Below are 24,626 nucleotides of genomic sequence, written 5' to 3'. Positions count from 1 at the left end.
TCTATAAATGTTCGATGATGATGCCAATGAAAATCACTAGCCCTACCCAGTGATTATGTAGGAATGCTTGAAAGCAGGCATCTCGTTGGCGATTAACAATAAGCATTTGTTGATAACTAAACAACGCAGCCGCAATCACCAGTGATAAATAAAACGGCCAACCAAATGCCAATATTTCTGCGACTGCCATCAACATTAATAGCGTTGTTATCTGCAACGCCCCGATGATTTTTTTATCATATTTACCAAACAGCACAGCTGTAGATTTTATACCCACTTTTAGATCATCATCGCGATCAACCATGGCATACATAGTATCGTATGAAACCGTCCACAATAAATTGGCACCAAACAGTAGCCAAGCAACAGTAGGTATTTCACCGGTTGCTTCAGCAAAAGCCATGATCATCCCCCAACTAAATGCAGCACCGAGAACGACTTGTGGGAAATGGGTATAACGCTTCATAAACGGATAACTCGCCGCTAACAGCAATGCCACCAATGAAAGTGAAATTGTGTACCAAGAAAGTGTAAGCACTAGAGCAAACGCTGCACCAATAAAAAAACCAAATAAACACAGTGCTTGTTCTTCGGTAAGAGCTCCCGTAACTAAAGGTCGATTAACAGTTCGCTTAACATGACCATCAACTTTTCTGTCGGCATAGTCATTAATGATACATCCTGCACAGCGCATTACATACACACCTAGGGTAAACACCGCCAGTAAATGTAAGGAAGGCCAACCGTCCACAGCCACCCATAACGCCCACAATGTTGGCCACAATAATAAATACGTGCCAATCGGCTTATCCATACGGGTAATGTCTTTAACGGCTTGCCATTTTTCTTTTAGGGTTATCGTTTGGCTCATGAATCAATCACCGCCTGTTGGTATGCAAACGCTTGTGGTAAAAAAACTTCAGCAACCATTAACGGCTTTTGCTCAACGAGAAATATTGAACGTCGCCCCCAGATGGGTAATTCACTGAATAAATGATATGAACGTGCTAACTGAGCCACTTTAGTAGATGAGTCAAAGCACGCGACCTCTATTTCTTTCCGTTGCAATTTAGGATTGGTAAATAAAACATGCCCTAGCGACTGTGTACCTAGGTGCGCTAATTTTTGTTCATCACCAGTGAGAGACGTTAATGGCAATAGGCTTCTGGCAAATACTTGAGGCACGTTATCGCAACATAATAGCACTTCACGCACTAAAACTTGTTCGCCTTCAATAATATCAGCATTTGCTTCAAGGGCAGAGCATGGCTCAACCTGTTGCCCAAGTACATGCACCTTAAACTGCTGACAATGCTGCTTTAAACGTTGTGTTAAGGAGCCTGGGTCAAGCAACCAATCACGCAATAGTGGTGTTAGCGTTGCTGTGTGTGCGGCGCACCATGTTGCCGGTAAAGTAATTGGAAATGTCACCATTTCTTGCTGCTGTTCGATCATTACCTCAAAAACTCTGATAAAAACTGCCGAACGTATGATATCAGGATTATTCTGACAAGATCGATAATTAATGGTGAAAAACTACAATAACAAGGCTACAATAATGAACAATATTGATTAAGATATTACTGAATTACAGGTTGTTTTTTATGAAATTTTTGCTTTTTACCCTGTTACTGCTAAGTACTTTTGCGCCAAAAACACTTGCCGCTGACTACGCATACTATGGCTTCGAACCCCAGATTGTGACTAACTACGTCGCCGTTAAAAAGAAAATGGGCTACGTGCGTTTATCAGTAGAATTAATGATCGAAGATTCCGCTAATTATGAGGCGGTAGAGCACAATGCTCCCCTTTTAAGAGACGCGATTATTAGTATTATTGGTCAACAACCTGAAGCCAAAATAAAATCGATTAATGGCCGTCATGAAATTCAAAAGCTGTGTGAAGAAAAAGTAAAAAGCCTGCTTACTCAGGAAACAGGTCAACCATTAATTAAAAAGTTACTGTTTACTCAATGGCTTGATAACTAAAATCTATTATTAATTGAAGTCAGCGCACCAGTGTTAACGCTGGCTCCATTTTCCAAAACGCATCCACGCCAAAAAACACCCTGATAACAAGCCTACTGTATGTGCAGTATTCGCGACATTAATTGGCAATAAGTCTGCAAAACCTAACAATAAGAAAAACAACATAAAACCGATGATAGGCTTGGCAAGGTGTAAGCCTTTTTCTGGCGCTAGCCAACCCGCTATCCAAACATAACCAAAAACAGCATACACCACACCTGATAAGCCGCCAAAGTTAGGACCTGAAACGATATATTGGCCGAAATTGGATAAAATAGCGGAGACAAAAAAGACATTGAGTAATTCAGTTTTACCCATCATTTTTTCAATGGCGCCGCCAAGTTGCCACCACCACATAGTATTAAACACAATATGCAGTAATGAAAAATGAAAAAAAGCCGCCCCTACTAATCGCCAAGGTTCACTGACCAAGTTCGCTAAGGATAATTGTGTAAAAAAGCGAAGCTCAAAGAACAATGATTGTTTCCAGCCCAATGCTGATGCAATAAAAACTAGCCAGCATAAAACAAAAATAACTAAGGTAACTAAGCCTGCATGCGATAAAAATTGCTGTTTAAAGCTAGCTGTTAACGCTGATTTTTCAACGTGTACCGCTTCACCACTTTGCCAAGCCGCCTGCTGATATTTTTCCGCATAAGGGTTTTGTACAAACTCTTGAAAATAGTCTTTTGCTTGCTCAACATGTTGTTGATCACAAAGTACAACAAATTCACCTTCATGCGGGCGAACATCGCTCGAAATCTGCTGAGCGCGTAAATAATTTGCAAATAACAACGCTATTGAATGCTCTTTAACCGCAGCTAACGGCGAAAGCTGAATATCAGACATAAAACGAACCTAGCTAATAGAAAAGATTTACGCGGTTTCAACCGTCTCAGGGTAAGACTGTTGCCACGCCACAAAGCCGCCATCAAGCGAGTACACATCTGTAAAGTCTTGGCTCGCTAAGAATTGTGCGGCTTGTTGGCTTGAATGACCATGGTAACAACATACGACTAGAGGAGCGTCTAGGTCTGCTTCACGTACAAAGTCGCTGATATTGTCATTGGTTAAATGCAATGCGCCTGGAATTCGCCCCGATTGGAATGAAGCAGGATCGCGAATATCAACAACTACGTGGCTTTTATCTGCAAGTACCTGATGCAGATCGCTAATATTCATATGTTTAAACCCTACTTCGCTCACAATACTGTTACTCCCAGTTTAAAATCACTTTGCCTGATTGGCCTGAACGCATGATATCAAATCCTTGCTGAAAGTCATCAATATCGAAGTGATGAGTAATGATCGGCGTTAAATCTAAGCCAGACTGAATAAGGCTTGCCATTTTATACCAAGTCTCAAACATTTCGCGACCATAAATCCCTTTTATGATTAGGCCTTTAAATATGACCTTTGACCAATCAATCGCCATATCACTACCAGGAATACCTAACATGGCAATTTTACCGCCATTGTTCATGTTATCGAGCATGTCAGTAAATGCCATGGGCACTCCCGACATTTCCATACCAACATCAAAGCCTTCTGACATACCAAGCTCATTCATAACATCTGCAAGCTTTTCAGTAGCAACATTTACGGCACGAGTTGCGCCCATTTTTCTCGCTAAATCTAAGCGGTATTCATTAACATCCGTGATCACAACGTGACGAGCACCCACATGTTTTGCGACTGCAGCAGCCATAATGCCGATAGGCCCGGCACCTGTTATAAGTACATCTTCGCCAACAAGATCAAAAGATAACGCAGTATGTACAGCGTTACCAAACGGGTCAAATATAGCAGCGAGATCATCCGAAATTTCATCCGGTAATTTAAAGGCATTAAAAGCTGGGATCACTAAGTATTCGGCAAAACTCCCCTCACGATCAACACCAACACCAACAGTATTACGACACAAATGCGTACGACCACCTCGACAGTTTCGGCAATGGCCACACGTTATATGCCCTTCGCCCGATACTCTATCGCCTATCGCAAAACCTTTTACCTCTTCACCAATACCAACAACTTCTCCGGCATATTCATGGCCAACAACCATTGGAACAGGAATCGTTTTCTGTGACCATTCGTCCCAGTTATATATATGAATATCTGTACCACATATCGCTGTTTTTTTTATCTTGATCAGTAAATCATTATGCCCAAGCGTTGGCTCAGGCGAATCTGTCATCCAAATGCCTTCTTTTGCATGTAGCTTAGCTAATGATTTCATTATGAAATGACTCCCATTTCTTTGCCTATACGAATAAATGCTTCGATGGCTTTATCTAATTGCTCTTGCGTATGTGCCGCTGAAATTTGGGTACGAATACGTGCTTGTCCTTTTGGCACAACAGGGAATGAAAAGCCAATCACATAAATGCCTTCCGCTAATAGTCTATCAGCCATAGCGCTAGCCACTTTCGCATCTCCAAGCATAACTGGTACAATTGCATGGTCTGCACCGGCACATGTAAAGCCTGCCGCTTCCATGCTATTTCTGAAATAGCTGGCATTTTCTCTTAACTTTTTACGTAAATCGTCACCATCTGCCAATAATTCAAGTACTTTAATCGACGCATTCACAATGGCAGGAGCTAGTGAGTTTGAAAATAAATAGGGACGTGAACGTTGACGTAACCAGTCAATAACTTCTTTCTTACCTGACGTATAGCCGCCAGAAGCACCACCCATGGCTTTACCTAATGTACCAGTGATAATATCTACACGGCCCATTACGTCACAATATTCATGGCTACCTCGACCTTGTTCACCCACAAAACCTACTGCGTGTGAATCATCTACCATCACCAATGCACCATATTTATCGGCTAAATCACATACCGCTTTTAAATTGGCGATCACGCCATCCATTGAAAATACACCGTCGGTTGCAATTAACTTAAATCGAGCACCGGCAGCATCTGCTTCTTGTAAGCGCGACTCTAATTCATTCATGTCGTTGTTCGCGTAACGAAAACGTTTTGCTTTACACAACCTAACGCCATCAATGATAGACGCATGATTTAATGCATCAGAAATAATCGCGTCTTCAGGGCCTAATAAAGTTTCAAATAATCCCGCATTTGCGTCAAAACAAGAAGAATATAAAATGGTGTCTTCCATGCCAAGAAATGTTGAAAGCTCAGTTTCTAAGGTTTTATGAATATCTTGTGTGCCACAGATAAAACGAACAGACGCCATACCAAAACCGTGCTCTGATAAACCTGTTTTTGCCGCTTCAATCAAGGTTGGGTGATTCGCTAAGCCAAGATAATTGTTAGCACAGAAATTAATCACTTCTTCACCGGTATTAACGGCAATCTTTGCCTGTTGTGCGGTAGTAATCACACGCTCGCTTTTATATAAGCCATCTTGTTTTACTTGTTCAATTTGCTCTGCTAAATGATGATAAAACGTCGTTGTTGATGCTGAATTTGTCACAGTAATTCCTTGGTTATTAAGTGATCTGTTATGTGCAATATTATCAGCCTAGACGAATTTACAAAGAAAGTGACATAAATTATCAAATTGCATTTATTTTTAGTCATATTGACAGGCAAAGTAGTCAATATGTAACATGGTGGGTATATATGAGTTAAATTGAAGGCTGAAATGGTGTTATCAGAAAAAGATGAAGAGCTTTTATCAATTTTACGCTGTAATGCACGGGCGAGTGTTTCTGATATTGCCAGGGCAACAGGCGTTTCACGCACAGCGGTTCAAAATCGCATCAATAAACTAGAAAACAACGGTATTATTAAAGCCTATAGCATTGTGTTAGGCAGTGAATACAACAATAAAATGATTTCGGCCAATGTGTCGCTGAAAGTACACCCCAATTTACGTAAGAACATCAGTATTACCTTGCGAAAAATGCATCAAATCAGCCACATTTATTCCATCAGTGGTGAATTTGATTTATTGGTAACGGTACAAGCAGCAACACTTGAAAAGCTCAGTGATACGTTAAATATTGTTTGTGCATTGGATGGCGTTGAAAGAACAAATTCTTCAATTATTTTAGATACTATCTTTGAACGTTAACCCGACAAAGAGTTTTCATCGGTTAATGATCAAGTGTATCTTCTAACCATGATGCTACATTTTTGATGATAAAACGACGACCATTTAATAATGAGTCACCATGCTTTGCGCCTTTAAATACTTGCGACAGGGAACGAGAATCACCATTCCAATCAAAAAGCTCTTTAGCGGTTAAAAAAGTATTCGCGTGATACACTGAGCTGAGAAAATATATAGGCATGTCGATCAAATTTTTAAAGCTTTCTTTCTGCATGTACGTTAATTCTGGCGTAATCATAACAAAAGCATTTATTCGCATTTTTTCCGCTAACTCAATCGCTTGTACCGCAGAACAGCCGGAAGATACCACTGCCATTTCGGCATTATTATTTAATCTTTCCCGTAAAAATTGATGCGCTGCTAATACATCACTTGGCCAAAATGCAGTTAATCGCGCCACTTCTAATTGGTAGGTAGCAAAATCTTTAGTGCTACTTCTTATGGTTGCGTGAGAAAATTTTTCAGACGTGCTTTTCCCATAACCGCGAAAATCAACGGCAAGTGCATGTAAACCTAATGAAGATAAGGTCGTTAGTAATGTTTGATAACTTTTACTCTCGTGGTGACAATCATGTAATAACAATACGCCTGAAGCATCAGATTTTCCGGGATAATATTGCGCGACCAGTTCAAAACCATCATTCGCGGTGATCGTCACTTGATGCATTGGGATTTCATTTTCAGAAGTTTCAGTGGCTAACAATTCTTCACTTTGCCAAGCATTCACGGAAAATACACTTAAGACTAAAGAGAATATAACGCAATACCGGCGCATTGCTTTTAAATACTGCATAGACACCTTGATTAAACGCACTGTCATCCCCTTTTCTTTATGCTTATTTAACAGATTATCTTATTTTTTCTCACTAAACTACCAAACACAGATTATTTAACGACAACATTTCCAGTATACTGAGTACTTTATTGCAAAATATTTAAAGAATTGTGCGTACTTTTTTGAGCTTATTACTTTACCGTATTATTTTTTTATTATTGTCACCCTTGCTTTTACTAGCGCTGTTGATACGTTCACGTGATAACGTTGCCTACCGCCAACGATTATTTGAGCGCTTAGGCTGGGTACCAAAAAACTTTAAACAAAATACGATTGTGATCCATGCCGCGAGTGTGGGTGAAGTAATCGCCTTAAAACCGTTAGTACAACAATTAATTGCACAAGCTAACTGCCCTCAAATCACCTTAACAACATTTACTCCCACAGGCTCTGCCCAGGTTAGTAAAATATTTGGTGAGAGCGTACAACATTGTTACTTTCCATTAGATCTTTGGCCTTGTAGTACGTTATTTTTAAACAAGCTCAAGCCAGCTGCACTCATTTTGATGGAAACCGAACTATGGCCGAACGTCATCGCTCAGTGTGCTAATCAATCTATCCCACTATTATTAATTAATGGTCGATTATCTGACAATTCAATGAACGGTTATCGTAAGCTCTCTTGGTTAATAAAACCTAGCTTACAGCACTTCGAACAAATATTAACTCAAAGCAATGATAATAAAGAAAACTTTATTTCATTAGGCAGCAAAGCTGAAAATACCAAAGTAACCGGAAACTTAAAATATGACATCAGCGTAACGGAAGAAACTACCGCTAAAACGAATGAGCTTAATCAGTATATTGAAAATGAACGGCCGGTATGGCTAGTAGCCAGTACACATCCTGGTGATGAAGAAATTATACTTGCTGCCTTCACAAGAATTAAAAAAGCGTTACCCAACTTGTTAATGATTTTAGTTCCGAGACACCCTGAACGATTCTCGATGGTGAAACAAAGCTGTCTCGATCATCGCTGGCAGTTAGTTTCTCGCAGCGAAAAAATGTCGGTAACACAACATCATGATATCTGGTTGATTGATACGCTTGGTGAACTATTATCCTGCTGTACTTTAGCCAATATCGTTACAATGGGGGGAAGCTTTAGTAATATTGGTGGTCATAACCCATTAGAGCCTGCATTATTTGAAAAGCCAATTATTGTCGGTCATGACATGGCTAATTTTAAAGAGGTTACCCAACAATTACTCAGCGCTAGTGGTTTATGTCAACTTGAATATAATGCTGGCTCATCTGTAGAAATCATCAGTCAACAATTAGCAGAGAAGACTATCTCGCTGCTAAATAACGCCGAGCAATGCCAACACATGGGTAAGGCGGCATTAAGCGTGGTTAAACAGAATCAAGGGGCGAGTTGTAAAACTCAACAAGCGATACTTACCCTACTTAATAACAGTAAATCTAGAGTCTGTTGATCGCTATTCACTTCCTACCATTTCTGGGTAATGATCAGCGATTAATTGTCTAATTTTATCTTTTACTTGTGCCACCGAAATACCATTCATTAATAACTTACCTTTTGCTCGAATACCCCAAGGTAGTTTTGCTAAAGGTTTGCCATATTGTTGCTGTACATTATGCTGATAACAGCTAACAACATAATGCTGATAATAATAAGGCCCTGTTCGATGTGGGTTAGAGTGTGCGTAAAGCCCTATCACAGGTGTGCCAACAGTAACCGCCATATGAGCTGGACCAGTATCTGGCGCGATCACTAAATGTGCTAATTTTAAAACGGATAACAATTGTGTTAATGTGGTTTGCCCTACCAAATTACATAGCGTGTGTTGGCTTTGACTTTCTATTTGTTGTGCCAATAACGTTTCAACCGTAGTAGGCCCACCACATAACACCACTTGAAAACCTAATGCTGATAAATGATCTGCCGTTTTACTATAACCTTCAACATGCCAATTTCGTTCTACTTTACTGGCTGCAGGTGAAATCACCGCAATGGGTTTATCCGTCGCTATTTTTTCACTTACCCATAATAAATCTTCGTCGCTAAGCGGCATGTTCCACGTCGGTTTTTCAACATTTACCCCTATTGCTTGAGCAAAACCTAAAAAACCATCTAACACATGTGGTTGTTCAAGCGGCTCAACACGTTTATTTGTAAATAACCACTGCCCTTCTTTCGCGCGCTGGCGGTCAAAACCTATTTTAGTTGTTGCCGGAATACATAAACTAGCAAGACTGGCTCTTAATGCTACTTGCATATGTAAAAGCACATCAAATTTTCGTCCTTTAAATGCCTGTGAAAGCTGACGATAGCCACTCAATCCTGCTGATTTATCAAAAACAACAAACTCTACGCCTGGTAATTTATCAAGTAACATTGCCTCAACTTTGCCAATGACCCATGTGATCTTAATATCTGGATACTGCTTTTGGATTTGTTGAACCACCGCAACAGCATGGCAAACATCACCGATCGCTGAAAGACGTAAAATACATAAAGTTTTTGGTGCTGCTAATTGACCCGGCATAAAGGAATCACCACAATAGTAGATAGAATGTTTATATTAGGCGCTATTATCTTGAACCCTTCCACAATTGTAAAACCCTGTGATGAAAAACCTTTCCAGCAAGGTAATATTTTTTGCCTGTACGATGCAAATAAAATTGAGACTTTCTCCCCTACAATGCTTACTCCAAGCTATTGGCAAGAGCAAAACGCTGTAGTTGGCACGGCACAAGGTAGAGGTACAACATATTTTGTGCAACATCATAAAGATCAGTGGGTATTAAAACACTATTATCGTGGTGGTTTAATTGGCAAGCTAATTCATGACAGCTATTTCTTTACTGGTCATCAAAATACCCGTGCGGCACGTGAATTTGCATTACTGAAAAAACTGCAAGCATTATCATTGCCTGCACCTAGACCAGTCGCCATCCAGGTCAAAAAGCATGGGTTGCTTTACCAAGCAGACATCTTGACAGAACGCATAGCACAAGCAAAAGACTTAGTTGCAATATTGAAGTGTGAAGTAATAAGCCATCAGCAATGGCAAAAGATTGGCAGCTGCCTCAGACAGTTTCATCATCATGGTATTTATCATCATGACTTAAACGCACACAACATCTTAATCGATAACAACGATAAAATTTGGTTAATCGATTTTGACCGCGGTGAACAAAGAACGCCAGAGCGCCAATGGCAGCAAGCAAATATGAATCGTTTACTCAGATCATTCAATAAAGAAAAACAATTAAACAGCAGTTTTAATTGGCAGAATGAATTCTGGAAGGCGCTATTAACCGGCTATTTAGCGTAATAAATCTAAATATAGCGGTAACTTCACGTGTTAAGCTACCGCTAACGCATCTCTATGTCGTTTCTGATACATAGCTTTAGCCGTTAAAAAGTCATTCATCGCTGATTCTGTAATATACGGCCTGATCATGACTAATATTTTTAAAACACCATCTAAAAATACAGAATCATTTATTTCAGTGTTTTCATTTTGCGTTTGATAAAAACTTAACCAAAAGGTATTTATCAAACGTAAAATACTAACAATATCAGCCAATTCATCATCGGCAAAAGTCATCATATCAGCATCACGTAACGCGATAAGCATCTCGCTTAACCGTTGCGAAATGGTATGTTGAACTTCAACATATTTTTCATGAAGCTGTGGACTTTTTGCCAAAAGTACCGGTAGGTTTGCATAAAAGAAGCGAAACTTCATTAACGCCTGAAATACGGCATCCATATATAAAATAATAGTATCAAGCGGCTTAGTATTCGGGTTGACTTGTGGAAAGGTTTCAAGAAGCAAGTTACGAGCATATTCTTCATAAATCGACAAAATAATGTCTTCTTTATTGCGAAAATGATAATAAAGATTACCTGGACTAATACCTAAATGAGCAGCAATATGGTTGGTGGTTACGTTTCGCTCTCCTTGCTCATTAAATAACTCGATACTGGCTTGAATTATTTTATCACGGGTTTTCATGCTCATTAGATTGCTTTGTTAATTGCTCAATTTTAACATCATACTATCAAAAATTACTCGAGGTAAAGATATTCGAGTAAATACTTTAAGTTGTACTTGTCATAGTCAAGACAGATAATGCATAAGCCTGTGTTGTCTTCCATGTAATTGCTGACTAAAATAAACATTACCTTTGAAAAATCAGAATTTTTATGAACGTTAAAGCAATTTACCCAGGTACATTTGACCCTGTCACTAATGGTCACGTTGATCTTATTGAACGCGCGAGCAAATTATTTGCGTCAGTTACCGTAGGCGTAGCTGCAAGCCCTAGCAAACAACCGATGTTTGATTTATCGCAACGCGTTGAGTTAATACAAGAGGTTACGCAACACCTTAGCAATGTTACCGTTGTCGGCTTTACGGGTTTATTGGTTAACTTTGCAAAAGAACACCAAGCTACCGTATTAATCCGGGGTTTGCGTGCAGTGTCTGATTTTGAATACGAATTTCAATTAGCCAATATGAATCGACGACTTTCACCTGAACTTGAAAGTATTTTTCTTACACCCGCGGAAGAAAATTCATTTATATCTTCATCACTGGTTAAAGAAGTCGCCATTCATCAAGGTGATGTAAGCGAATTTGTTCACCCTGCTGTAAAAAAAGCCCTAGAAACTAAATTATTGAACAATTAACGATTCCCTAAAGGAGAATTTATATGTTTAAGCACAGTGTCATTCTTTTGTTATTAACAGTAATCACTGCTTGTGCCAATCGTTCAACCAATCTAACACAGATGAATACCGATATACGCCACTATATTACGGCTAATGACATAACCGCTGTCGATCGCGTTTCATCATTTCGTTTTCATGGTTGGAATAGTATTTCTGATGAGTTTCTTGTATTAACTTCATCGCCAAAACGTAAATACTTAATAGAGTTATTAGGTTATTGTTCAGATATTCGTTGGGCACATACCATCAAATTAGAGCGCTCAATGGACTCTTCACTGCACGCAAAATTTGATTCTATAGGAATACCGGGGCAACCAGCATTAAATTGTCGCATTGAAAAAATTTACCCGATCACATCAGAACAAGAAGATGCAATATTTGCGATAAAAAACCCACCGGAAGAAGAAACCTCTAACCAGTAAACTGATTATACGCTCACTACTGGCTGGCATTGAGAACAAAACACCGAGCTACGATTAGATTGCCTGACTTCCTGTAAAGGCGTTTGGCAATTTATGCAAGGCTTACCGCTTCGGCCATAAACCAACAATTTTTGCGCGAAATAGCCCGGTCTTCCGTCAGCTTGGGTAAAGTCTTTGAGCGTGGTACCACCTTGCTCAATGGCTGCTGCGAGTACCTGCTTGATGATATCAGTTAATCGGTCATAATGTTGCTCGCTAATATCACCTGCGATTGTCAGCGGCGATATACCTGCTAAAAACAACGCTTCATTGGCATAAATGTTCCCCACACCCACAACAACATGGTTATTCATTAAAAATGATTTTATTGCCACTCGTTTGTTTTTTGCTTTTTCGAATAAATACCCCGATGCAAACGCATCACTTAAGGGCTCTGGCCCTAAACGAGTAAAAAGCCCTTGTTCATCCTGATGATCAGCCAACCATAATACCGCGCCAAACCGCCTTGGATCATTTAATCGTAATACCTTGCCATGTGTAAAAGCTAGGTCGAAGTGATCATGTTTTGCCACAGGAGTATGTTCATCAATAACACGTATGGTTCCTGACATTCCCAGGTGTAATACTAAGGTTCCTGTAGTAAATTCTATTAATAAATATTTAGACCGTCGATTAACCGCCAATACAGTTAACCCGTTGAGCAATAATACTTCTTCGGGGATCGGCCAGCGCAGCTGTTTATGACGAACAGTCACCTTTTTCACGGTTTGACCATCAATATGTGGGCTGATCCCTAAACGACATACTTCTACTTCGGGTAATTCAGGCATAGTAATTTCTTATAAGGTTAACTGGTGCATACGTTCAACAAACGCATCAGCGAAACGTTTTGCGGCCTGTTGATCCATATTAAAATATAAAGAGGGTTCGATAAGTTCTGCTTCCATTAATGCAAACCCGTGCTGATGACGAACAAAATCGACACGAGCATATAAGGGCATAACATGCAGCTTATCTATAGCAGCCATGCACGTTTGTGCCGCTTTAAGCAACGCTGGCTCAGGGGTTATTTGTGTTAACCGACTGCCAAATTCTTCCTGAACACGAAAATCATGCTCTTTTGGTGTTTTTAAAATGGCGTGACTATATTGCCCGTTAAAATAAAATAATGAATATTCACCTTCATTTAAAATATGCTCCATAAAAGGCTGCACCATAAAGTCACGATTACTGAAGGTTTTATTTAGTTGAATTAACCGCGCTTTTGCGGAATCTCTATCGAGCCAAAAGGTATTATCCGCATTAGCACTAATTCTCGGTTTAATAATCAATTGCGCGCAGGAAAAATGTGCAAAAAAATTATCAACCATTTGTTCTGTTAAAGATTGTTCTGCTAATCGTGAATGCCACAACGTAGGCACTAAGGTTGCACCGAGCAGTTCTAACGATTGCAAATAAATTTTATCAATATTCCAACGCACAATCTCTAACGGGTTCTCTAAATGTGCGCTCGATTGCTCTATTTCAGCTAGCACGTTTAAAAAAGCTTGTTCGTCTTGCTGGTAATCCCACGGCGTTCTAATGATCACTGCTTCATAGTCTGACCAATTCACCTGTTTTTTTCGCCATGAAATGGTATCCAATTGCCAGCCTAAAGCATTCAAATGGGGTTCAACGAGGTGATCGTAAGACTCAAAGTCATCTAACGAATCCATGGATAAAAAAGCACATTTACGCATTATCATTTAATAACTTTGACCCGAAAATTTCTTGTGGAACAAGCTGATCATACATCGCTAAGGGTAATACATACCAACGTTCTTTTTGTTGATGATAAATGAGCAACTGATCAGTTTGTGCGTTTAATCGTAAGTTTATTGCTTCATCTTGACCTGATATCTCGATACTCACTAATAACGATAATTGCGGATCAACATTATTATTGGGGGTAGTGGGCTCGACTGACAATTGCTGCCATGAGCGCATCATTTGCGCCAACGCTTGTCCCTCAATGACCGCAGGAGTAGCACGCCATGTTTTTCCTATACGCTCGATGGTGACTTGTTGATTTAACGACATGGTTAAGATAACCGCAGAGTTTGGGAAAAAGCTGTCATCTTTTTGTAGCGCTTGCTCGTCTGTAAAGACATTTTCATGGGTGGCATTAATTAATAAAATAAAAGCCAAAACCCCAAAAATAATGACGTTGTTCCAACCTGCACGAGATAATTTAAGCATAATGCCCCTTTATGTAAACTTGCAAATTTCAAGTTGTTATCGCCAATTAATGCTGCTTATTATACCTTGGTACTATATGCTTTATAATCCATCGTGATACCTATTAATCAGGATAATAAGATGAATAATAAAAATAAACTTGTTGTTGCAAGTGTAATCGCCTTTGGCATAAGTGTCACGGCAACAGCACAAACTGCCTCTCAATCCTTTACGCAACTACTCAACGACCATTGGAAAACAGCAAACCAAGAACAAATTTTCTTCAGAAAAGATCCTGACGCATTCCGCATGAATGGCAAATTGCCTGAAATGTCGAAAGCGGACAGAGATCGCCGTGAAAAATATAACGCACAATTGCTGAAACGTTTAGCTAAAATTGACCAAGACGCCTTAACTTCTGACGAGCAAGTGACCTATCGACTCTTTGAGTATGAACGCCAAACAGAAGCCAAAAGTTATCAACAACTTGATCATTTTTATCCGTTAAATTATTACTCAGGGTTCCACAGTTATTTCGCAGGTGCGCCAGCAAACATGTCCTTCTTAACCAAGGAAGATTATCAACAGTATTTAATTAGCCTTGCTGATTTTCCACTTTACAATCAAGAACATATTAACACTCTCACCCAAGCAATTAAGCAAGGTCACGTGCATTATTGCCAATCTTTTGAAGGTTATGACCAATCGATCAGTAAACATGTTGTTGAGCAAGCGAAAGACAGTGTTTTTTATGGGCCAATAACGAACATGCCTGCTTCATTTTCAGCACAAGACAAGGCTTATTTTACCAAAAAAACGAGCCAACTCATTACTGAAAAAGTCATCCCTGAATATAAGAAATTCCATCAGTTTTTTATTAATCAATACATGGCAAACTGTCGTAAAACCGTCGGTATTAGTGATTTACCTGGTGGTAAAGATTACTATCAATATTTAATTGAATTTTATACCACAACTAACATGAAAGCGGATGATATTCATCAACTTGGTTTAGATGAAGTTAAACGTATTCGTGCTGAAATGGAGACAATTATTTCACAAGTGAGTTTTGATGGCAGTTTTAAAGACTTTATTGCCTATTTGAGAACAGACGAAAAATTTTATACTGATACAGAACGAGATTTAATCGAAAAAGCCAGTTATATCACCCGTAAAATGGCAGCTCAACTGCCAAAATGGTTTTCGGTGCTACCACGTCAAACGTTTGATATTAAGCCAGCACCAAACGGCGGAGCTTATTATGTTGCCTCAGATGGTAGTGGCACAACGTCAGGCACTTACTTTATTGACACTAAAAACTTAAAAAGCCAGCCACTTTACACGCTTGAAGCGTTGACCTTTCATGAAGCTGAACCTGGACATCATTTACAAAGTGCGATTGCACAAGAAGTCGATATGCCTGAATTTCGTAAAACCCTCTATCATGCAGCTTATGGTGAAGGCTGGGGGTTGTATTCAGAGCGCCTCGGCAAAGAAATAGGCTTTTACCAAGACCCATACAGTGATTTTGGCCGTTTAACCTATGAAGCGTGGCGTGCCTGTCGATTAGTAGTAGATACAGGAATGCATGCTAAAGGCTGGAGCAGACAACAAGCCATCGATTATTTAGCTGAGAATACGGCGTTAAGTATGGCAGATGTAATCGCCCAAATTGATCGTTATATCAGCTGGCCAGCTCAAGCTCTCGCTTACAAAATTGGTGAAATTAAAATCCGTGAATTACGTGCATTAGCAGAGCAAACACTTGGCGATAAATTCGATATTCGCGCTTTTCATGATCAACTGTTAAAGAATGGTAGCTTGCCGATGGCACTACTTGAAGAATTAACAATAGACTGGATTAACCAACAAAAACAAAGTGCTTAAATATGTTGATGAGCATATTTCGTTACGGCGAATATGCTCGCATAAGAATTGCTTAACTTAAAGAAGCTTACGATGCTTCATCTTTGTCAACGGTAAAATGAATCGCTTCTCCTGATGCAGTTAACGTATTTACCTGAACAATATGTTCATCATGTGTTAATCGTATTTCACCTATGCCACTCGCATTGACTAAAGTGAGCCCTTTTTTACTGTTACTTGGTTTACGCACTCTCACTTTCATATTCCGTCGCTTAGTAAACCAGTTAAGCGGCGAATATGGTCCATATAAAGCACGGTTTAATCTATCTAAGGCATTTAATAACTTATCAGGAAACTTATTCTTAATACCGCTACTGGTTATTTGTACAATTTTAGATTGGCTACGCTGAAAACGATGGCTAACATCATAAACAAACGAATAATGTACATCGCCAGATAAAATAATAAACTCCGGCGGTGTTTTAACATGCCTAAAAATATTTAGCATGACATTAGCAGTGCCTTTATGTGCCATCCAGTTTTCTGCGTCAACCATTAACGGTTGACCAAAAAACGTAAAAATACGTTGAATAGTTTCAATCATCTTGACGCCGTATATTGGTGCTGCTGACACGAGTATAACTTGAGGCTCATTAATGAGCTCTTGTTGCATTTCTGACAAAGCCTCCCAATCCATTAAACCAGAAGGTTTAGAAGAGCGGCTTTCTGAACGCCAACGTTGCGTACGAGTATCTAACACCACTATTTTGGGTGTAGTTTGTAAACTATAGTGCCAGTCTTGCCAATCAAGCACGCGTTCAACCAGTTCGTCGAGTTGTAAGTATCCCTGAGCAAAATATTTATTTGCCTCTTTATTTAACGCGGTAAATTTTTTCGGTGCATTCCCCCAACCTTGGCACAACCAATAGGCGATTAATGAGTTTCCAATAATTCGCTTAGAAAAAGGATGACCGTATGCCGCTTCTTCCCAGCCACGGGTTAAATTCCAATCATCAGTAATATCATGATCATCAAAAATCATATACGTTGGAATATGAGCTAGTGCCCTAGCCACTTGTGGTAATGTTTGTTGAAAACCAGTGAGTACTTGCTGTTCTTGGGTAAACTTTGCTAAATCGTCAGCTGATAAGTCAGGCGTATTAAATTCCACTAAGCGCCACATTGCCGACGACCAAACCAATAAATACATCGCAAAACATTCAGCTAAGGTGACTAAGTGATTCTTAGCATTCACCGAGGTAAAAATGGGCTTTTTACTTGCAGCAAAAAACTTATCATAAAGTGCTTCATTGGCTCGCGTATGAGGCAGTAAACGTTCACGATGATAATAACAGAACTCACTGTCATACAGTTGCTGACTGTGGTTAATCACTGCCCCTTGCCATGTTTCATCATATAAGCCAAGCAAAGCTATGACCTGATGTATTGCCGATAGCATTGGACCTGCCACATCATCAGCATACACCTGATCGCCTGACATCATGAGTAATGCAGGTCGTTCTGTTGGTGTTGAAATTGTTTGCTCAATCACCGCGTCTACTTGCGCTAATCCATCATCTGAAGGAAAGTGCGGTTTACGGCATGAGCCATGTAGCATACGCTCTACTTTATCAGGTACAGTAAAGCTACAATATTGCTGCGATTGATATAATAACGCGGGTGCTATTTCACTGAGTTTTTCGTTCTGCGTTTGATAATGAAAAGTAAAGTCATAATAATAGTTTTGTTCAGTTTTAAGCGCTACATCTGTTAACGTCACTAGGTGTATATAGGCATGCTTACCAATATCAATCGTTTGGTGTTGCTCTTGCGTTAATTGTTGTTCAAATACTTGTTCAGTCTCGGTAAATAACGATAATGACAAACAACTCGGTGTAGATGTTACCAACCAAAGCGTGACTTCTGTAGAAGATACATGCCTTAAAATTGGGCCAGCAATTAACGTAGGCAATGATTTATTATTAGAATGTTGCATGTATATATCACTTAGAACAGATGGTGGTTAATCAGCGCTTTGCACGTTACTTTACCTTACTCAGAAAACCCTGTCAGCTTATCAGCCAAACACAATGGCGCAGCTGATAATTAGACTACTGGCAATAACTGCATAAACTAAAATATGATTGCTTTTTCGTTGTTGTTGTTTAATGTGCTTTAACAATTCAACCTGTTGTAGTTGCGCGTGTTTACCCTCTTTTAAATACTGATAAACCAAATCAGGCATTTCAGGTAGTTTTTCATTCCAAAAAGGTAAATTTTCTTTCACTTTGGCAAAAACCGCTTTAACGCCCATTTGTTCCTTTACCCAGTTTTCCAGGAAGGGTTTTGCGGTTTGCCATAAGTCTAATTGCGGGTATAACTGACGCCCTAACCCTTCAACATATAACAAGGTTTTTTGTAATAACACCAACTGAGGCTGCACTTCCATATTAAAGCGCCGCGCGGTATTAAACAGGTTTACCAACACTTGGCCAAATGATATTTCAGCCAATGGTTTATTAAAAATAGGCTCACATACTGTACGTATAGCGAATTCAAATTCATCAACACTTGTTTGTGGCGGCACCCACCCTGAATCGACATGTAGCTGCGCTACTTTACGATAATCTCGATTAAAAAATGCAACAAAATTCTCTGCTAAATAGCGTTTATCTTCACGGTTTAACGTACCAACGATGCCACAATCTATTGCGATCCAAGTAGGGTTTGCAGGATCGGTTGCATCAACAAAAACATTACCCGGATGCATATCAGCGTGAAAGAAACTATCACGATATACTTGCGTAAAAAATACGTCTAAGCCACGTTCAGCTAACAGTTTCATATCTACGCCAAGGCCAGTAAGCGTTTCCACCTCACCGACACTTACGCCGTAGATACGCTCCATTACCAGTACATTTTTATGACAAAATTGGCTATAAACCTCAGGTACATACAGAATATGGTCGTTTTCTCTGCCTAAACTAAAATTGCGTTTTAATTGAATCGCATTTGCCGACTCTCGTTGTAAATCAAGCTCATCTAAAATTGTTTTCTTATATTCAGCTACGACTTCTGTTGGTCTTAATCGTTTACCATCAGGCAGCCACCTTGACACAACCTTAGCCAGCTTCGCCATCATGCTCACATCAGCTTTGATAATTTTATCTATGCCCGGGCGCAATACTTTGATCACCACATTCTGTTGTTGACCATCTTGTAACAATGTTGCGGTATGTACTTGGGCGATGGAGGCTGAGGCTAAAGGCAGGGTTTCAAAGTGGGAAAATGACTGCTCAAATACCTCTTTGCCTACCGCATTGATAATCACTTTTCTAGCATATTCGCCATCAAAAGCCGGTACTTGATCTTGTAATAAGGCTAACTCATTTGCAAAGTCATCGGGTAGTAAATCACGTCTGGTAGAAAGCATTTGACCAAACTTAATAAACACGGGGCCTAACGATTCGATCGCTAATCGAAACCGAACAGCTCTTGGTTTTTCTTTATGCTTATTGCGAAGCCAAAACAGTGACCAACGCATTATTTTGACATACCAAGGGATCAACTTCGGTGGGATCAATTCATCTAAACCGTAGTGGAAAAACGTTGCGGTAATTCGATATAACCGTCGTGTACTCTTCAAGACAATGACTCCTGATGTGATGCGTTAATCGCATCATCCAGTTGTGAAATACGTTGTTCTATTTGTTGAACCGCTTGCTGAGCCTGTTGAATTTGACCATAGAATTGCTGAAGTTCACCGTTTGACACTAATACACGCTTTTCATGTAATAACCATTCGCTCGCATCAGCTGAAACTTGCTGTTTAGCAAATATCACTTTAGCCAAAAGCCATTGATGAAACCGTCCTAACTTGTATGTAGGCACATCACCTATATAGTTTGCTATTTCTGACTGCCAATCTATGTCTAACTGTTGAAAAACATCAGAAAATTGCTGTGCGACTTTAACATCACCAACAATATTCAATTTATCTTGTTTAATTAACTCGGTAAGTTGCTGCTCTTCTTTTAGTGTTTTCAGTGTTGCAAGGCTCGTATCAATTTGACAATCACTGCGCTCAGTAATGCAAGTGACAAGGAGTTGTTTATCACTAACCGTTAACGATAATGGAAAATTAAGCTCAGCTAACGAGACCACAAGGTTTTTTTGTTCTAGCGCTACAAGCGATGCGTTACTAGATAAGTTCATGCTAAGGAGTGCGTTAACCACTTTTTCAATAAAGCCGCACAACATTTGATGATGCATAATAGTAGACATGCGAATTAAAACTTAAAACCTTTGTGTAGTGCGACAATACCGTCGGTTAAATTTTTATAACTGGTTTGCTCAAAACCGGCAGCGTCCATCATTTGCTTTAAAGTTTCTTGATCGGGATGCATACGAATCGATTCCGCTAAATATTGATAACTATCACCATCTTTCGCAATTAACTCACCCATTTTAGGCAATATATTAAACGAATAAAAATCGTATGCTTTATTCATGATCTCATGTTCAGGTTTTGAAAACTCTAATACCAGTAAACGGCCACCCGGTTTTAACACACGGTACATAGAGCGTAATGCTCGATCTTTATGAGTAACGTTACGCAAACCAAAAGCGATAGTAATGATGTCAAAGGTATTGTCTTCAAATGGCAAGTATTCGGCGTTAGCTTGTACATATTCAATATTTTGCACTAAGCCTTTATCACGCAATTTATCACGGCCAACATTGAGCATGGAGCTGTTAATATCAGCCAATATAACACGACCTTCTCGGCCGACAAGTTTTGAAAATTTCGCGGTTAAGTCACCTGTTCCACCAGCTAAATCAAGTACGTTGTTACCTGGCCTTACACCACTAGCGTCAATAGTGAATCGTTTCCATAATCGATGAATGCCAAATGACATTAAATCGTTCATCACATCGTATTGTTGTGCAACAGAGTGAAAGACGCCGGCAACTTTAGACTCTTTTACTTCGGTATCTACGGTTTGATACCCAAAATGTGTTGATGAAGCATTTTGCTCATCAACGGGTTGTTTTTCTTCACTCATGGTAACGTTCAATGGTTGAATAATAAAAGTGCTGCTAGTTTAGCGCAGTTTGTGGTAATAATTAATACCCATTTATTACCCTGTCTGACAATCTACCGCTTTATCTGTATTCGTTAACCATTTACGTTTCAAGATCACAGACAAGCGCTTTCCTATTTCTACTTCTACTAATTGATGTACTAACCACGCAAGTATTGCCATGACTAAAACGGTCAAAACAACTAACCAGGTTATATTGTTCTCAGTACCAAAATAATTAAACGCCATGTAACCTATATGTTGATGTACTAAATAGATAGGATAAGTAAAAATCCCTAAATAGTAACACCAGGCTTTGCGCAGAGGGTTCTCTTTCACTAAGGCTGTCACCATCAACAAAGCAAAGAATGCACTATTAATCCAAACGATTACCATCAAGTCAAAAGTAATACTGAACCATTGCCCCATAAGTCCCCCAAACAATGTTGATTGCTTAATGATATAAAAATAGGCAAGTGCCAACAGTAAAGTGCGATAGAAGTTAATGCCATCACGACGAATGAGATAAAAAATACAGCCTGCAGCGAAATAACCACTCCAATGGGGAAACATTGCCGTAAACATATTGATATTAACAGCCCAAGGAAAAAATAACGCAACTGTCGAGCCGACTAATACGAGTGCAATAATAGATTGAAAGTACTTCATTACACCTGTTGCTAGAATAAACAGCATAAATAGATAGAACTTTAATTCGATATACAATGTCCAGTATGCGCCGTCTATTGGCTTATAGTCCATTGTTTCATTAATCATGGTTGCATTGGCCCAGAACTGTGGCCAATTGATAGAAAATACCTCACCACCAAAATATACTGTCGCGATACTGGTCATAATAAGTGCAGCCCAATAGGCTGGATATAATCGTACAAAACGTGAAATGAGAAACTTTCTCACACTGCCGTCAGCAACACTCATAAAGATGACGAAACCAGAGATCACAAAAAAGAAATTAATGCCCATGTAAAAGTAGCGCGTTACTTCTCTTAATTCAGGAAAATTAGCGATAGGCGCATAACCTTCCATAAAGGCAGTGTAGGTATAATGAAAAATAACCACACCAGTAGCGGCTAAAAAACGATAAAGGTCAATCTCATAAAAACGGGGATTTACATCCATTTGATTTTTCCGTCTGCAAGGCTATTAAAATTATTTGTAGTGAAATTTATTTTCATACAAATCAAAGTTTATCTCATGTATTTCGTGTTTATTAACAACAAAGGCAAATCATCGTTATCACGCATTAGAATAATGTTCGCGACTGCCGAGCCAACGGTCGATTAACGCCATCGCTTTATCAGGTGATTGTTGCCACAATAAATATGCATGTTGCTGCACTTGAGGAATAAGGTCTGCGTCTCGCATTAAATCAGCAATTTTTAAATCCGCTAACCCTGTTTGCTTTGTTCCTAGTAATTCACCAGGACCACGTATTTCTAAGTCTTTTTGCGCAATCACGAAACCATCATTACTTTCTCGTAACACGGCTAATCGTTTAGTAGCCGTTTTTGATAGTGGGCTTTTATACATTAACACGCAGTGAGAGGCCACAGAACCTCGGCCTACACGTCCTCTTAATTGATGCAGTTGCGCTAAACCTAAACGTTCTGGGTTTTCAATCACCATCAAGCTTGCATTGGGTACATCAACGCCAACTTCAATAACGGTTGTTGCCACTAATAAGTTAACGTCTCCAGCTTTGAAAGCTTCCATCACCGTTTGTTTTTCTTGCGCTTTCATCCGGCCATGTACTAAACCAACGCGTAATTCAGGTAAATGTTCTTGTATATAAATAGCCGTATCTTCAGCCGCCTGGCATTGCAGTACTTCTGATTCTTCAATCAAGGTACACACCCAATAAGCTTGTCTGTTTTCACCAATACATGCCTGATGAATACGCTCTATTACATCATCTCGGCGACTATCAGGTAACGCTACCGTGGTAATTGGCGTTCTGCCTGGTGGTAATTCATCGATGACTGACGTATCTAAGTCAGCATAGGCTGTCATCGCAAGCGTTCTTGGAATAGGTGTTGCTGTCATAATTAATTGATGCGGATAATGACCATCAAAGGCACCTTTTTCACGAAGCGATAGTCGCTGGTGTACGCCAAAACGATGTTGTTCATCAATAATAATCAGCGCGAGCTGATTAAAGACCACGTCATCTTGAAACAAAGCATGCGTGCCAACCACCATTTGCGCGCTACCATCAGCAATATGCGCTAATGCTTCTCGACGTGCTTTTGCTTTTGTTTTTCCTGCTAACCAACTAACGGCAATGTCTAAGGGCTGAAACCATTTCTGAAAATTGATCGCATGTTGCTCAGCGAGTATTTCAGTTGGCGCCATTAACGCCACTTGAAAGCCTTTTCCTATCGCCGTTAAAGCGGCTAAAGCTGCCACTAATGTTTTGCCTGAACCAACATCACCTTGCACTAATCGCATCATAGGCTGAGATTTTGTTAAGTCGTCTCGTGTTTCTTTAACCACGCGTGCTTGGGCGTTAGTGGGTGAAAATGGCAGCGTAGCTAAAAACTTCCTTTCCAATGATTTATCAATCGTTAACGGCACTGCTTGAAACTTTTCTACCGACTGTCGAAGCTTTAACATACTCAAATTATGTGCTAATAACTCTTCTTTGATCAGCCGTAATTGTGCAGGGTGTTTACCTTCCTCAAGCTGAATAACCGAAGTATCTGGTGTTGGCCGATGAATAAAACTTAAGGCTTGCTTTAACGAATAAGGTTCATAAATAAATTCATCAGGGACAATATCTTCAATATCACCACGCTGTAAGCGAACAATAGCCTGGTCAGTTAAATTACGTAAGGTAATTTGTCTAAGCCCATCGGTAGTAGGGTACACCGGCGTAAGCGTTTCTTCTACCGGTGTTGGTGCGCTATCTTGCTCTAAAAATTTATATTCTGGGTGAATAATTTCAAGGCCACGCCCGCCACGGGTCATTTCACCGTAGCAGCGTATTTCACGGCCAATAGATAAGTTATTTTTTTGTGCCGCCGTAAAGTTGAAAAACCGTAAATTCACACCGCCTGTACCATCATTTACCGATACTACCAGCATACGTCGACGGCCCTGCACCACTTGGCTATGGGTAATTTCACCAATAATATTAGTAAAGACCCCAGGGAAACAATCGCGTATTGTCGTAATACGCGTTCTATCTTCATAGCGATTAGGTAGATGGAACAATAAGTCTTGCACTGACTCAATGCCTATTTTGGCGAGTTTTTCTGCCATGCTAGGGCCAACGCCCTTTAGCGATGAAACCGCAATACGAGCGAGGTTACCAAGTCCTATTGCGGATGACGCCATTGAAAATCCTTTTTACTG

25 protein-coding genes are annotated in these 24,626 nt (G+C 39.7%); 7 read left to right on the top strand and 18 right to left on the bottom strand.

Features of this window, described 5'->3' with window-relative positions:
- Window position 1: 1 nt before the first annotated feature.
- Entirely contained in the window at window positions 2-871 is an 870-nt protein-coding gene (ubiA, locus tag QUE72_RS00650) for a 4-hydroxybenzoate octaprenyltransferase (protein ID WP_286270892.1), read from the bottom strand.
- A complete protein-coding gene (locus QUE72_RS00645) occupies window positions 868-1,455 on the bottom strand; it encodes a chorismate--pyruvate lyase family protein (RefSeq protein WP_286270891.1) in 588 nt (195 codons plus the stop codon). The genes ubiA and QUE72_RS00645 overlap by 4 nt, the downstream gene beginning before the upstream one ends.
- Window positions 1,456-1,604: 149 nt before the next feature.
- Here QUE72_RS00645 and QUE72_RS00640 point away from each other — a divergent pair, with 149 nt between their 5' ends.
- A complete protein-coding gene (locus tag QUE72_RS00640) occupies window positions 1,605-1,988 on the top strand; it encodes a flagellar basal body-associated FliL family protein (RefSeq protein ID WP_074497423.1) in 384 nt (127 codons plus the stop codon).
- A gap of 33 nt (window positions 1,989-2,021) precedes the next feature.
- Here the strand turns inward: QUE72_RS00640 and glpG are convergent, their stop codons facing one another.
- From glpG to QUE72_RS00620, 4 genes are read right to left on the bottom strand one after another with little or no spacing between them, the layout of a single operon-like run.
- The gene (gene glpG / locus QUE72_RS00635) at window positions 2,022-2,876 is read right to left on the bottom strand and encodes a rhomboid family intramembrane serine protease GlpG (protein ID WP_286270889.1); all 855 of its coding nucleotides are present in this window, start codon (window positions 2,874-2,876) and stop codon (window positions 2,022-2,024) included.
- A gap of 27 nt (window positions 2,877-2,903) precedes the next feature.
- Window positions 2,904-3,209, bottom strand: coding sequence for a thiosulfate sulfurtransferase GlpE (gene glpE / locus QUE72_RS00630; RefSeq protein ID WP_175573087.1), 306 nt, complete (start codon window positions 3,207-3,209; stop codon window positions 2,904-2,906).
- Between the two features lie 31 nt (window positions 3,210-3,240).
- Window positions 3,241-4,266: an L-threonine 3-dehydrogenase gene (gene tdh, locus QUE72_RS00625; protein ID WP_074497412.1), complete on the bottom strand. Its 1,026-nt coding sequence runs from the start codon at window positions 4,264-4,266 to the stop codon at window positions 3,241-3,243.
- The gene (locus QUE72_RS00620) at window positions 4,266-5,477 is read right to left on the bottom strand and encodes a glycine C-acetyltransferase (RefSeq protein ID WP_074497407.1); all 1,212 of its coding nucleotides are present in this window, start codon (window positions 5,475-5,477) and stop codon (window positions 4,266-4,268) included. Before QUE72_RS00620 ends, tdh begins: the two co-directional genes overlap by 1 nt.
- A gap of 174 nt (window positions 5,478-5,651) precedes the next feature.
- On the opposite strand from QUE72_RS00620, the gene QUE72_RS00615 reads away from it, so the two are divergent.
- Window positions 5,652-6,080 carry an Lrp/AsnC family transcriptional regulator gene (locus tag QUE72_RS00615; RefSeq protein WP_074497990.1) on the top strand — a complete coding sequence of 143 codons (429 nt, stop codon included), beginning with the start codon at window positions 5,652-5,654 and terminating at the stop codon, window positions 6,078-6,080.
- A 22-nt stretch (window positions 6,081-6,102) separates the two neighbouring features.
- Here the strand turns inward: QUE72_RS00615 and QUE72_RS00610 are convergent, their stop codons facing one another.
- Window positions 6,103-6,939 (bottom strand): alpha/beta hydrolase family protein, encoded by an 837-nt coding sequence (locus tag QUE72_RS00610; protein ID WP_286270886.1) that lies wholly within the window; start codon window positions 6,937-6,939, stop codon window positions 6,103-6,105.
- A 125-nt stretch (window positions 6,940-7,064) separates the two neighbouring features.
- Between QUE72_RS00610 and waaA the strand changes: the two genes are divergently transcribed.
- Window positions 7,065-8,390: a lipid IV(A) 3-deoxy-D-manno-octulosonic acid transferase gene (gene waaA / locus QUE72_RS00605; protein ID WP_286270884.1), complete on the top strand. Its 1,326-nt coding sequence runs from the start codon at window positions 7,065-7,067 to the stop codon at window positions 8,388-8,390.
- Window positions 8,391-8,393: 3 nt separating this feature from the next.
- Here waaA and QUE72_RS00600 read toward each other — a convergent pair whose 3' ends face one another.
- The gene (locus tag QUE72_RS00600; RefSeq protein WP_286270883.1) at window positions 8,394-9,464 is read right to left on the bottom strand and encodes a glycosyltransferase family 9 protein; all 1,071 of its coding nucleotides are present in this window, start codon (window positions 9,462-9,464) and stop codon (window positions 8,394-8,396) included.
- Between the two features lie 27 nt (window positions 9,465-9,491).
- Between QUE72_RS00600 and QUE72_RS00595 the strand changes: the two genes are divergently transcribed.
- Complete coding sequence (locus QUE72_RS00595; protein ID WP_286270882.1) at window positions 9,492-10,256, top strand: 3-deoxy-D-manno-octulosonic acid kinase; 765 nt, start codon at window positions 9,492-9,494, stop codon at window positions 10,254-10,256.
- A gap of 30 nt (window positions 10,257-10,286) precedes the next feature.
- On the opposite strand, the gene QUE72_RS00590 is transcribed toward QUE72_RS00595, so the two are convergent.
- Window positions 10,287-10,949, bottom strand: a complete 663-nt coding sequence (locus QUE72_RS00590; RefSeq protein ID WP_254849540.1) for a TetR/AcrR family transcriptional regulator — start codon at window positions 10,947-10,949, stop codon at window positions 10,287-10,289.
- A gap of 185 nt (window positions 10,950-11,134) precedes the next feature.
- On the opposite strand from QUE72_RS00590, the gene coaD reads away from it, so the two are divergent.
- Window positions 11,135-11,620 carry a pantetheine-phosphate adenylyltransferase gene (coaD, locus tag QUE72_RS00585; protein WP_074497398.1) on the top strand — a complete coding sequence of 162 codons (486 nt, stop codon included), beginning with the start codon at window positions 11,135-11,137 and terminating at the stop codon, window positions 11,618-11,620.
- Window positions 11,621-11,643: 23 nt separating this feature from the next.
- Entirely contained in the window at window positions 11,644-12,084 is a 441-nt protein-coding gene (locus QUE72_RS00580; RefSeq protein ID WP_286270881.1) for a DUF6491 family protein, read from the top strand.
- A 5-nt stretch (window positions 12,085-12,089) separates the two neighbouring features.
- Here the strand turns inward: QUE72_RS00580 and mutM are convergent, their stop codons facing one another.
- Genes mutM through QUE72_RS00565 form a run of 3 tightly spaced genes read right to left on the bottom strand, consistent with a single transcriptional unit; the run spans window position 12,090 to window position 14,322 of the window.
- Window positions 12,090-12,914: a bifunctional DNA-formamidopyrimidine glycosylase/DNA-(apurinic or apyrimidinic site) lyase gene (gene mutM / locus QUE72_RS00575; RefSeq protein WP_286270879.1), complete on the bottom strand. Its 825-nt coding sequence runs from the start codon at window positions 12,912-12,914 to the stop codon at window positions 12,090-12,092.
- 9 nt (window positions 12,915-12,923) lie between these two features.
- On the bottom strand, window positions 12,924-13,829 hold the full coding sequence (locus QUE72_RS00570; protein WP_286270878.1) for an ATP-grasp domain-containing protein: 906 nt from the start codon (window positions 13,827-13,829) through the stop codon (window positions 12,924-12,926).
- A complete protein-coding gene (locus tag QUE72_RS00565; RefSeq protein ID WP_074497384.1) occupies window positions 13,816-14,322 on the bottom strand; it encodes a hypothetical protein in 507 nt (168 codons plus the stop codon). Before QUE72_RS00565 ends, QUE72_RS00570 begins: the two co-directional genes overlap by 14 nt.
- 120 nt (window positions 14,323-14,442) lie before the next feature.
- On the opposite strand from QUE72_RS00565, the gene QUE72_RS00560 reads away from it, so the two are divergent.
- Entirely contained in the window at window positions 14,443-16,188 is a 1,746-nt protein-coding gene (locus QUE72_RS00560) for a DUF885 domain-containing protein (RefSeq protein ID WP_286270876.1), read from the top strand.
- A 67-nt stretch (window positions 16,189-16,255) separates the two neighbouring features.
- Here QUE72_RS00560 and QUE72_RS00555 read toward each other — a convergent pair whose 3' ends face one another.
- The 6 genes from QUE72_RS00555 to recG all read right to left on the bottom strand — a co-directional run bounded on the left by QUE72_RS00555 (window position 16,256) and on the right by recG (window position 24,608).
- Window positions 16,256-18,163, bottom strand: coding sequence for a metallophosphoesterase family protein (locus tag QUE72_RS00555; protein ID WP_286270875.1), 1,908 nt, complete (start codon window positions 18,161-18,163; stop codon window positions 16,256-16,258).
- Window positions 18,164-18,244: 81 nt separating this feature from the next.
- Complete coding sequence (ubiB, locus tag QUE72_RS00550; protein ID WP_286270874.1) at window positions 18,245-19,813, bottom strand: ubiquinone biosynthesis regulatory protein kinase UbiB; 1,569 nt, start codon at window positions 19,811-19,813, stop codon at window positions 18,245-18,247.
- Window positions 19,810-20,451, bottom strand: coding sequence for a ubiquinone biosynthesis accessory factor UbiJ (locus tag QUE72_RS00545; protein ID WP_286270873.1), 642 nt, complete (start codon window positions 20,449-20,451; stop codon window positions 19,810-19,812). Before QUE72_RS00545 ends, ubiB begins: the two co-directional genes overlap by 4 nt.
- Window positions 20,452-20,456: 5 nt before the next feature.
- Complete coding sequence (gene ubiE, locus QUE72_RS00540; protein ID WP_074497369.1) at window positions 20,457-21,233, bottom strand: bifunctional demethylmenaquinone methyltransferase/2-methoxy-6-polyprenyl-1,4-benzoquinol methylase UbiE; 777 nt, start codon at window positions 21,231-21,233, stop codon at window positions 20,457-20,459.
- Window positions 21,234-21,308: 75 nt separating this feature from the next.
- A complete protein-coding gene (locus QUE72_RS00535; RefSeq protein ID WP_286270872.1) occupies window positions 21,309-22,391 on the bottom strand; it encodes an acyltransferase family protein in 1,083 nt (360 codons plus the stop codon).
- Between the two features lie 117 nt (window positions 22,392-22,508).
- Window positions 22,509-24,608 carry an ATP-dependent DNA helicase RecG gene (recG, locus tag QUE72_RS00530; protein WP_286270870.1) on the bottom strand — a complete coding sequence of 700 codons (2,100 nt, stop codon included), beginning with the start codon at window positions 24,606-24,608 and terminating at the stop codon, window positions 22,509-22,511.
- Between the last annotated feature and the right edge of the window lie 18 nt (window positions 24,609-24,626).

This window comes from Thalassotalea hakodatensis, from assembly GCF_030295995.1.
Taxonomy (GTDB): Bacteria; Pseudomonadota; Gammaproteobacteria; order Enterobacterales; family Alteromonadaceae; genus Thalassotalea_C; species Thalassotalea_C hakodatensis.
This window is presented reverse-complemented; position numbering and strand designations above follow the sequence as displayed.

Bases quoted from the DNA above. Each gene is read 5' to 3' on its own strand.
- ubiA (WP_286270892.1), bottom strand. From the start codon at position 871: ATGAGCCAAACGATAACCCTAAAAGAAAAATGGCAAGCCGTTAAAGAC.
- QUE72_RS00645 (WP_286270891.1), bottom strand. From the start codon at position 1,455: ATGATCGAACAGCAGCAAGAAATGGTGACATTTCCAATTACTTTACCG.
- QUE72_RS00640 (WP_074497423.1), top strand. From the start codon at position 1,605: ATGAAATTTTTGCTTTTTACCCTGTTACTGCTAAGTACTTTTGCGCCA.
- glpG (WP_286270889.1), bottom strand. From the start codon at position 2,876: ATGTCTGATATTCAGCTTTCGCCGTTAGCTGCGGTTAAAGAGCATTCA.
- glpE (WP_175573087.1), bottom strand. From the start codon at position 3,209: ATGAATATTAGCGATCTGCATCAGGTACTTGCAGATAAAAGCCACGTA.
- tdh (WP_074497412.1), bottom strand. From the start codon at position 4,266: ATGAAATCATTAGCTAAGCTACATGCAAAAGAAGGCATTTGGATGACA.
- QUE72_RS00610 (WP_286270886.1), bottom strand. From the start codon at position 6,939: ATGACAGTGCGTTTAATCAAGGTGTCTATGCAGTATTTAAAAGCAATG.
- QUE72_RS00600 (WP_286270883.1), bottom strand. From the start codon at position 9,464: ATGCCGGGTCAATTAGCAGCACCAAAAACTTTATGTATTTTACGTCTT.
- QUE72_RS00595 (WP_286270882.1), top strand. From the start codon at position 9,492: ATGTTTATATTAGGCGCTATTATCTTGAACCCTTCCACAATTGTAAAA.
- QUE72_RS00590 (WP_254849540.1), bottom strand. From the start codon at position 10,949: ATGAGCATGAAAACCCGTGATAAAATAATTCAAGCCAGTATCGAGTTA.
- coaD (WP_074497398.1), top strand. From the start codon at position 11,135: ATGAACGTTAAAGCAATTTACCCAGGTACATTTGACCCTGTCACTAAT.
- QUE72_RS00580 (WP_286270881.1), top strand. From the start codon at position 11,644: ATGTTTAAGCACAGTGTCATTCTTTTGTTATTAACAGTAATCACTGCT.
- mutM (WP_286270879.1), bottom strand. From the start codon at position 12,914: ATGCCTGAATTACCCGAAGTAGAAGTATGTCGTTTAGGGATCAGCCCA.
- QUE72_RS00570 (WP_286270878.1), bottom strand. From the start codon at position 13,829: ATGATAATGCGTAAATGTGCTTTTTTATCCATGGATTCGTTAGATGAC.
- QUE72_RS00565 (WP_074497384.1), bottom strand. From the start codon at position 14,322: ATGCTTAAATTATCTCGTGCAGGTTGGAACAACGTCATTATTTTTGGG.
- QUE72_RS00560 (WP_286270876.1), top strand. From the start codon at position 14,443: ATGAATAATAAAAATAAACTTGTTGTTGCAAGTGTAATCGCCTTTGGC.
- QUE72_RS00555 (WP_286270875.1), bottom strand. From the start codon at position 18,163: ATGCAACATTCTAATAATAAATCATTGCCTACGTTAATTGCTGGCCCA.
- QUE72_RS00545 (WP_286270873.1), bottom strand. From the start codon at position 20,451: ATGTCTACTATTATGCATCATCAAATGTTGTGCGGCTTTATTGAAAAA.
- ubiE (WP_074497369.1), bottom strand. From the start codon at position 21,233: ATGAGTGAAGAAAAACAACCCGTTGATGAGCAAAATGCTTCATCAACA.
- QUE72_RS00535 (WP_286270872.1), bottom strand. From the start codon at position 22,391: ATGGATGTAAATCCCCGTTTTTATGAGATTGACCTTTATCGTTTTTTA.
- recG (WP_286270870.1), bottom strand. From the start codon at position 24,608: ATGGCGTCATCCGCAATAGGACTTGGTAACCTCGCTCGTATTGCGGTT.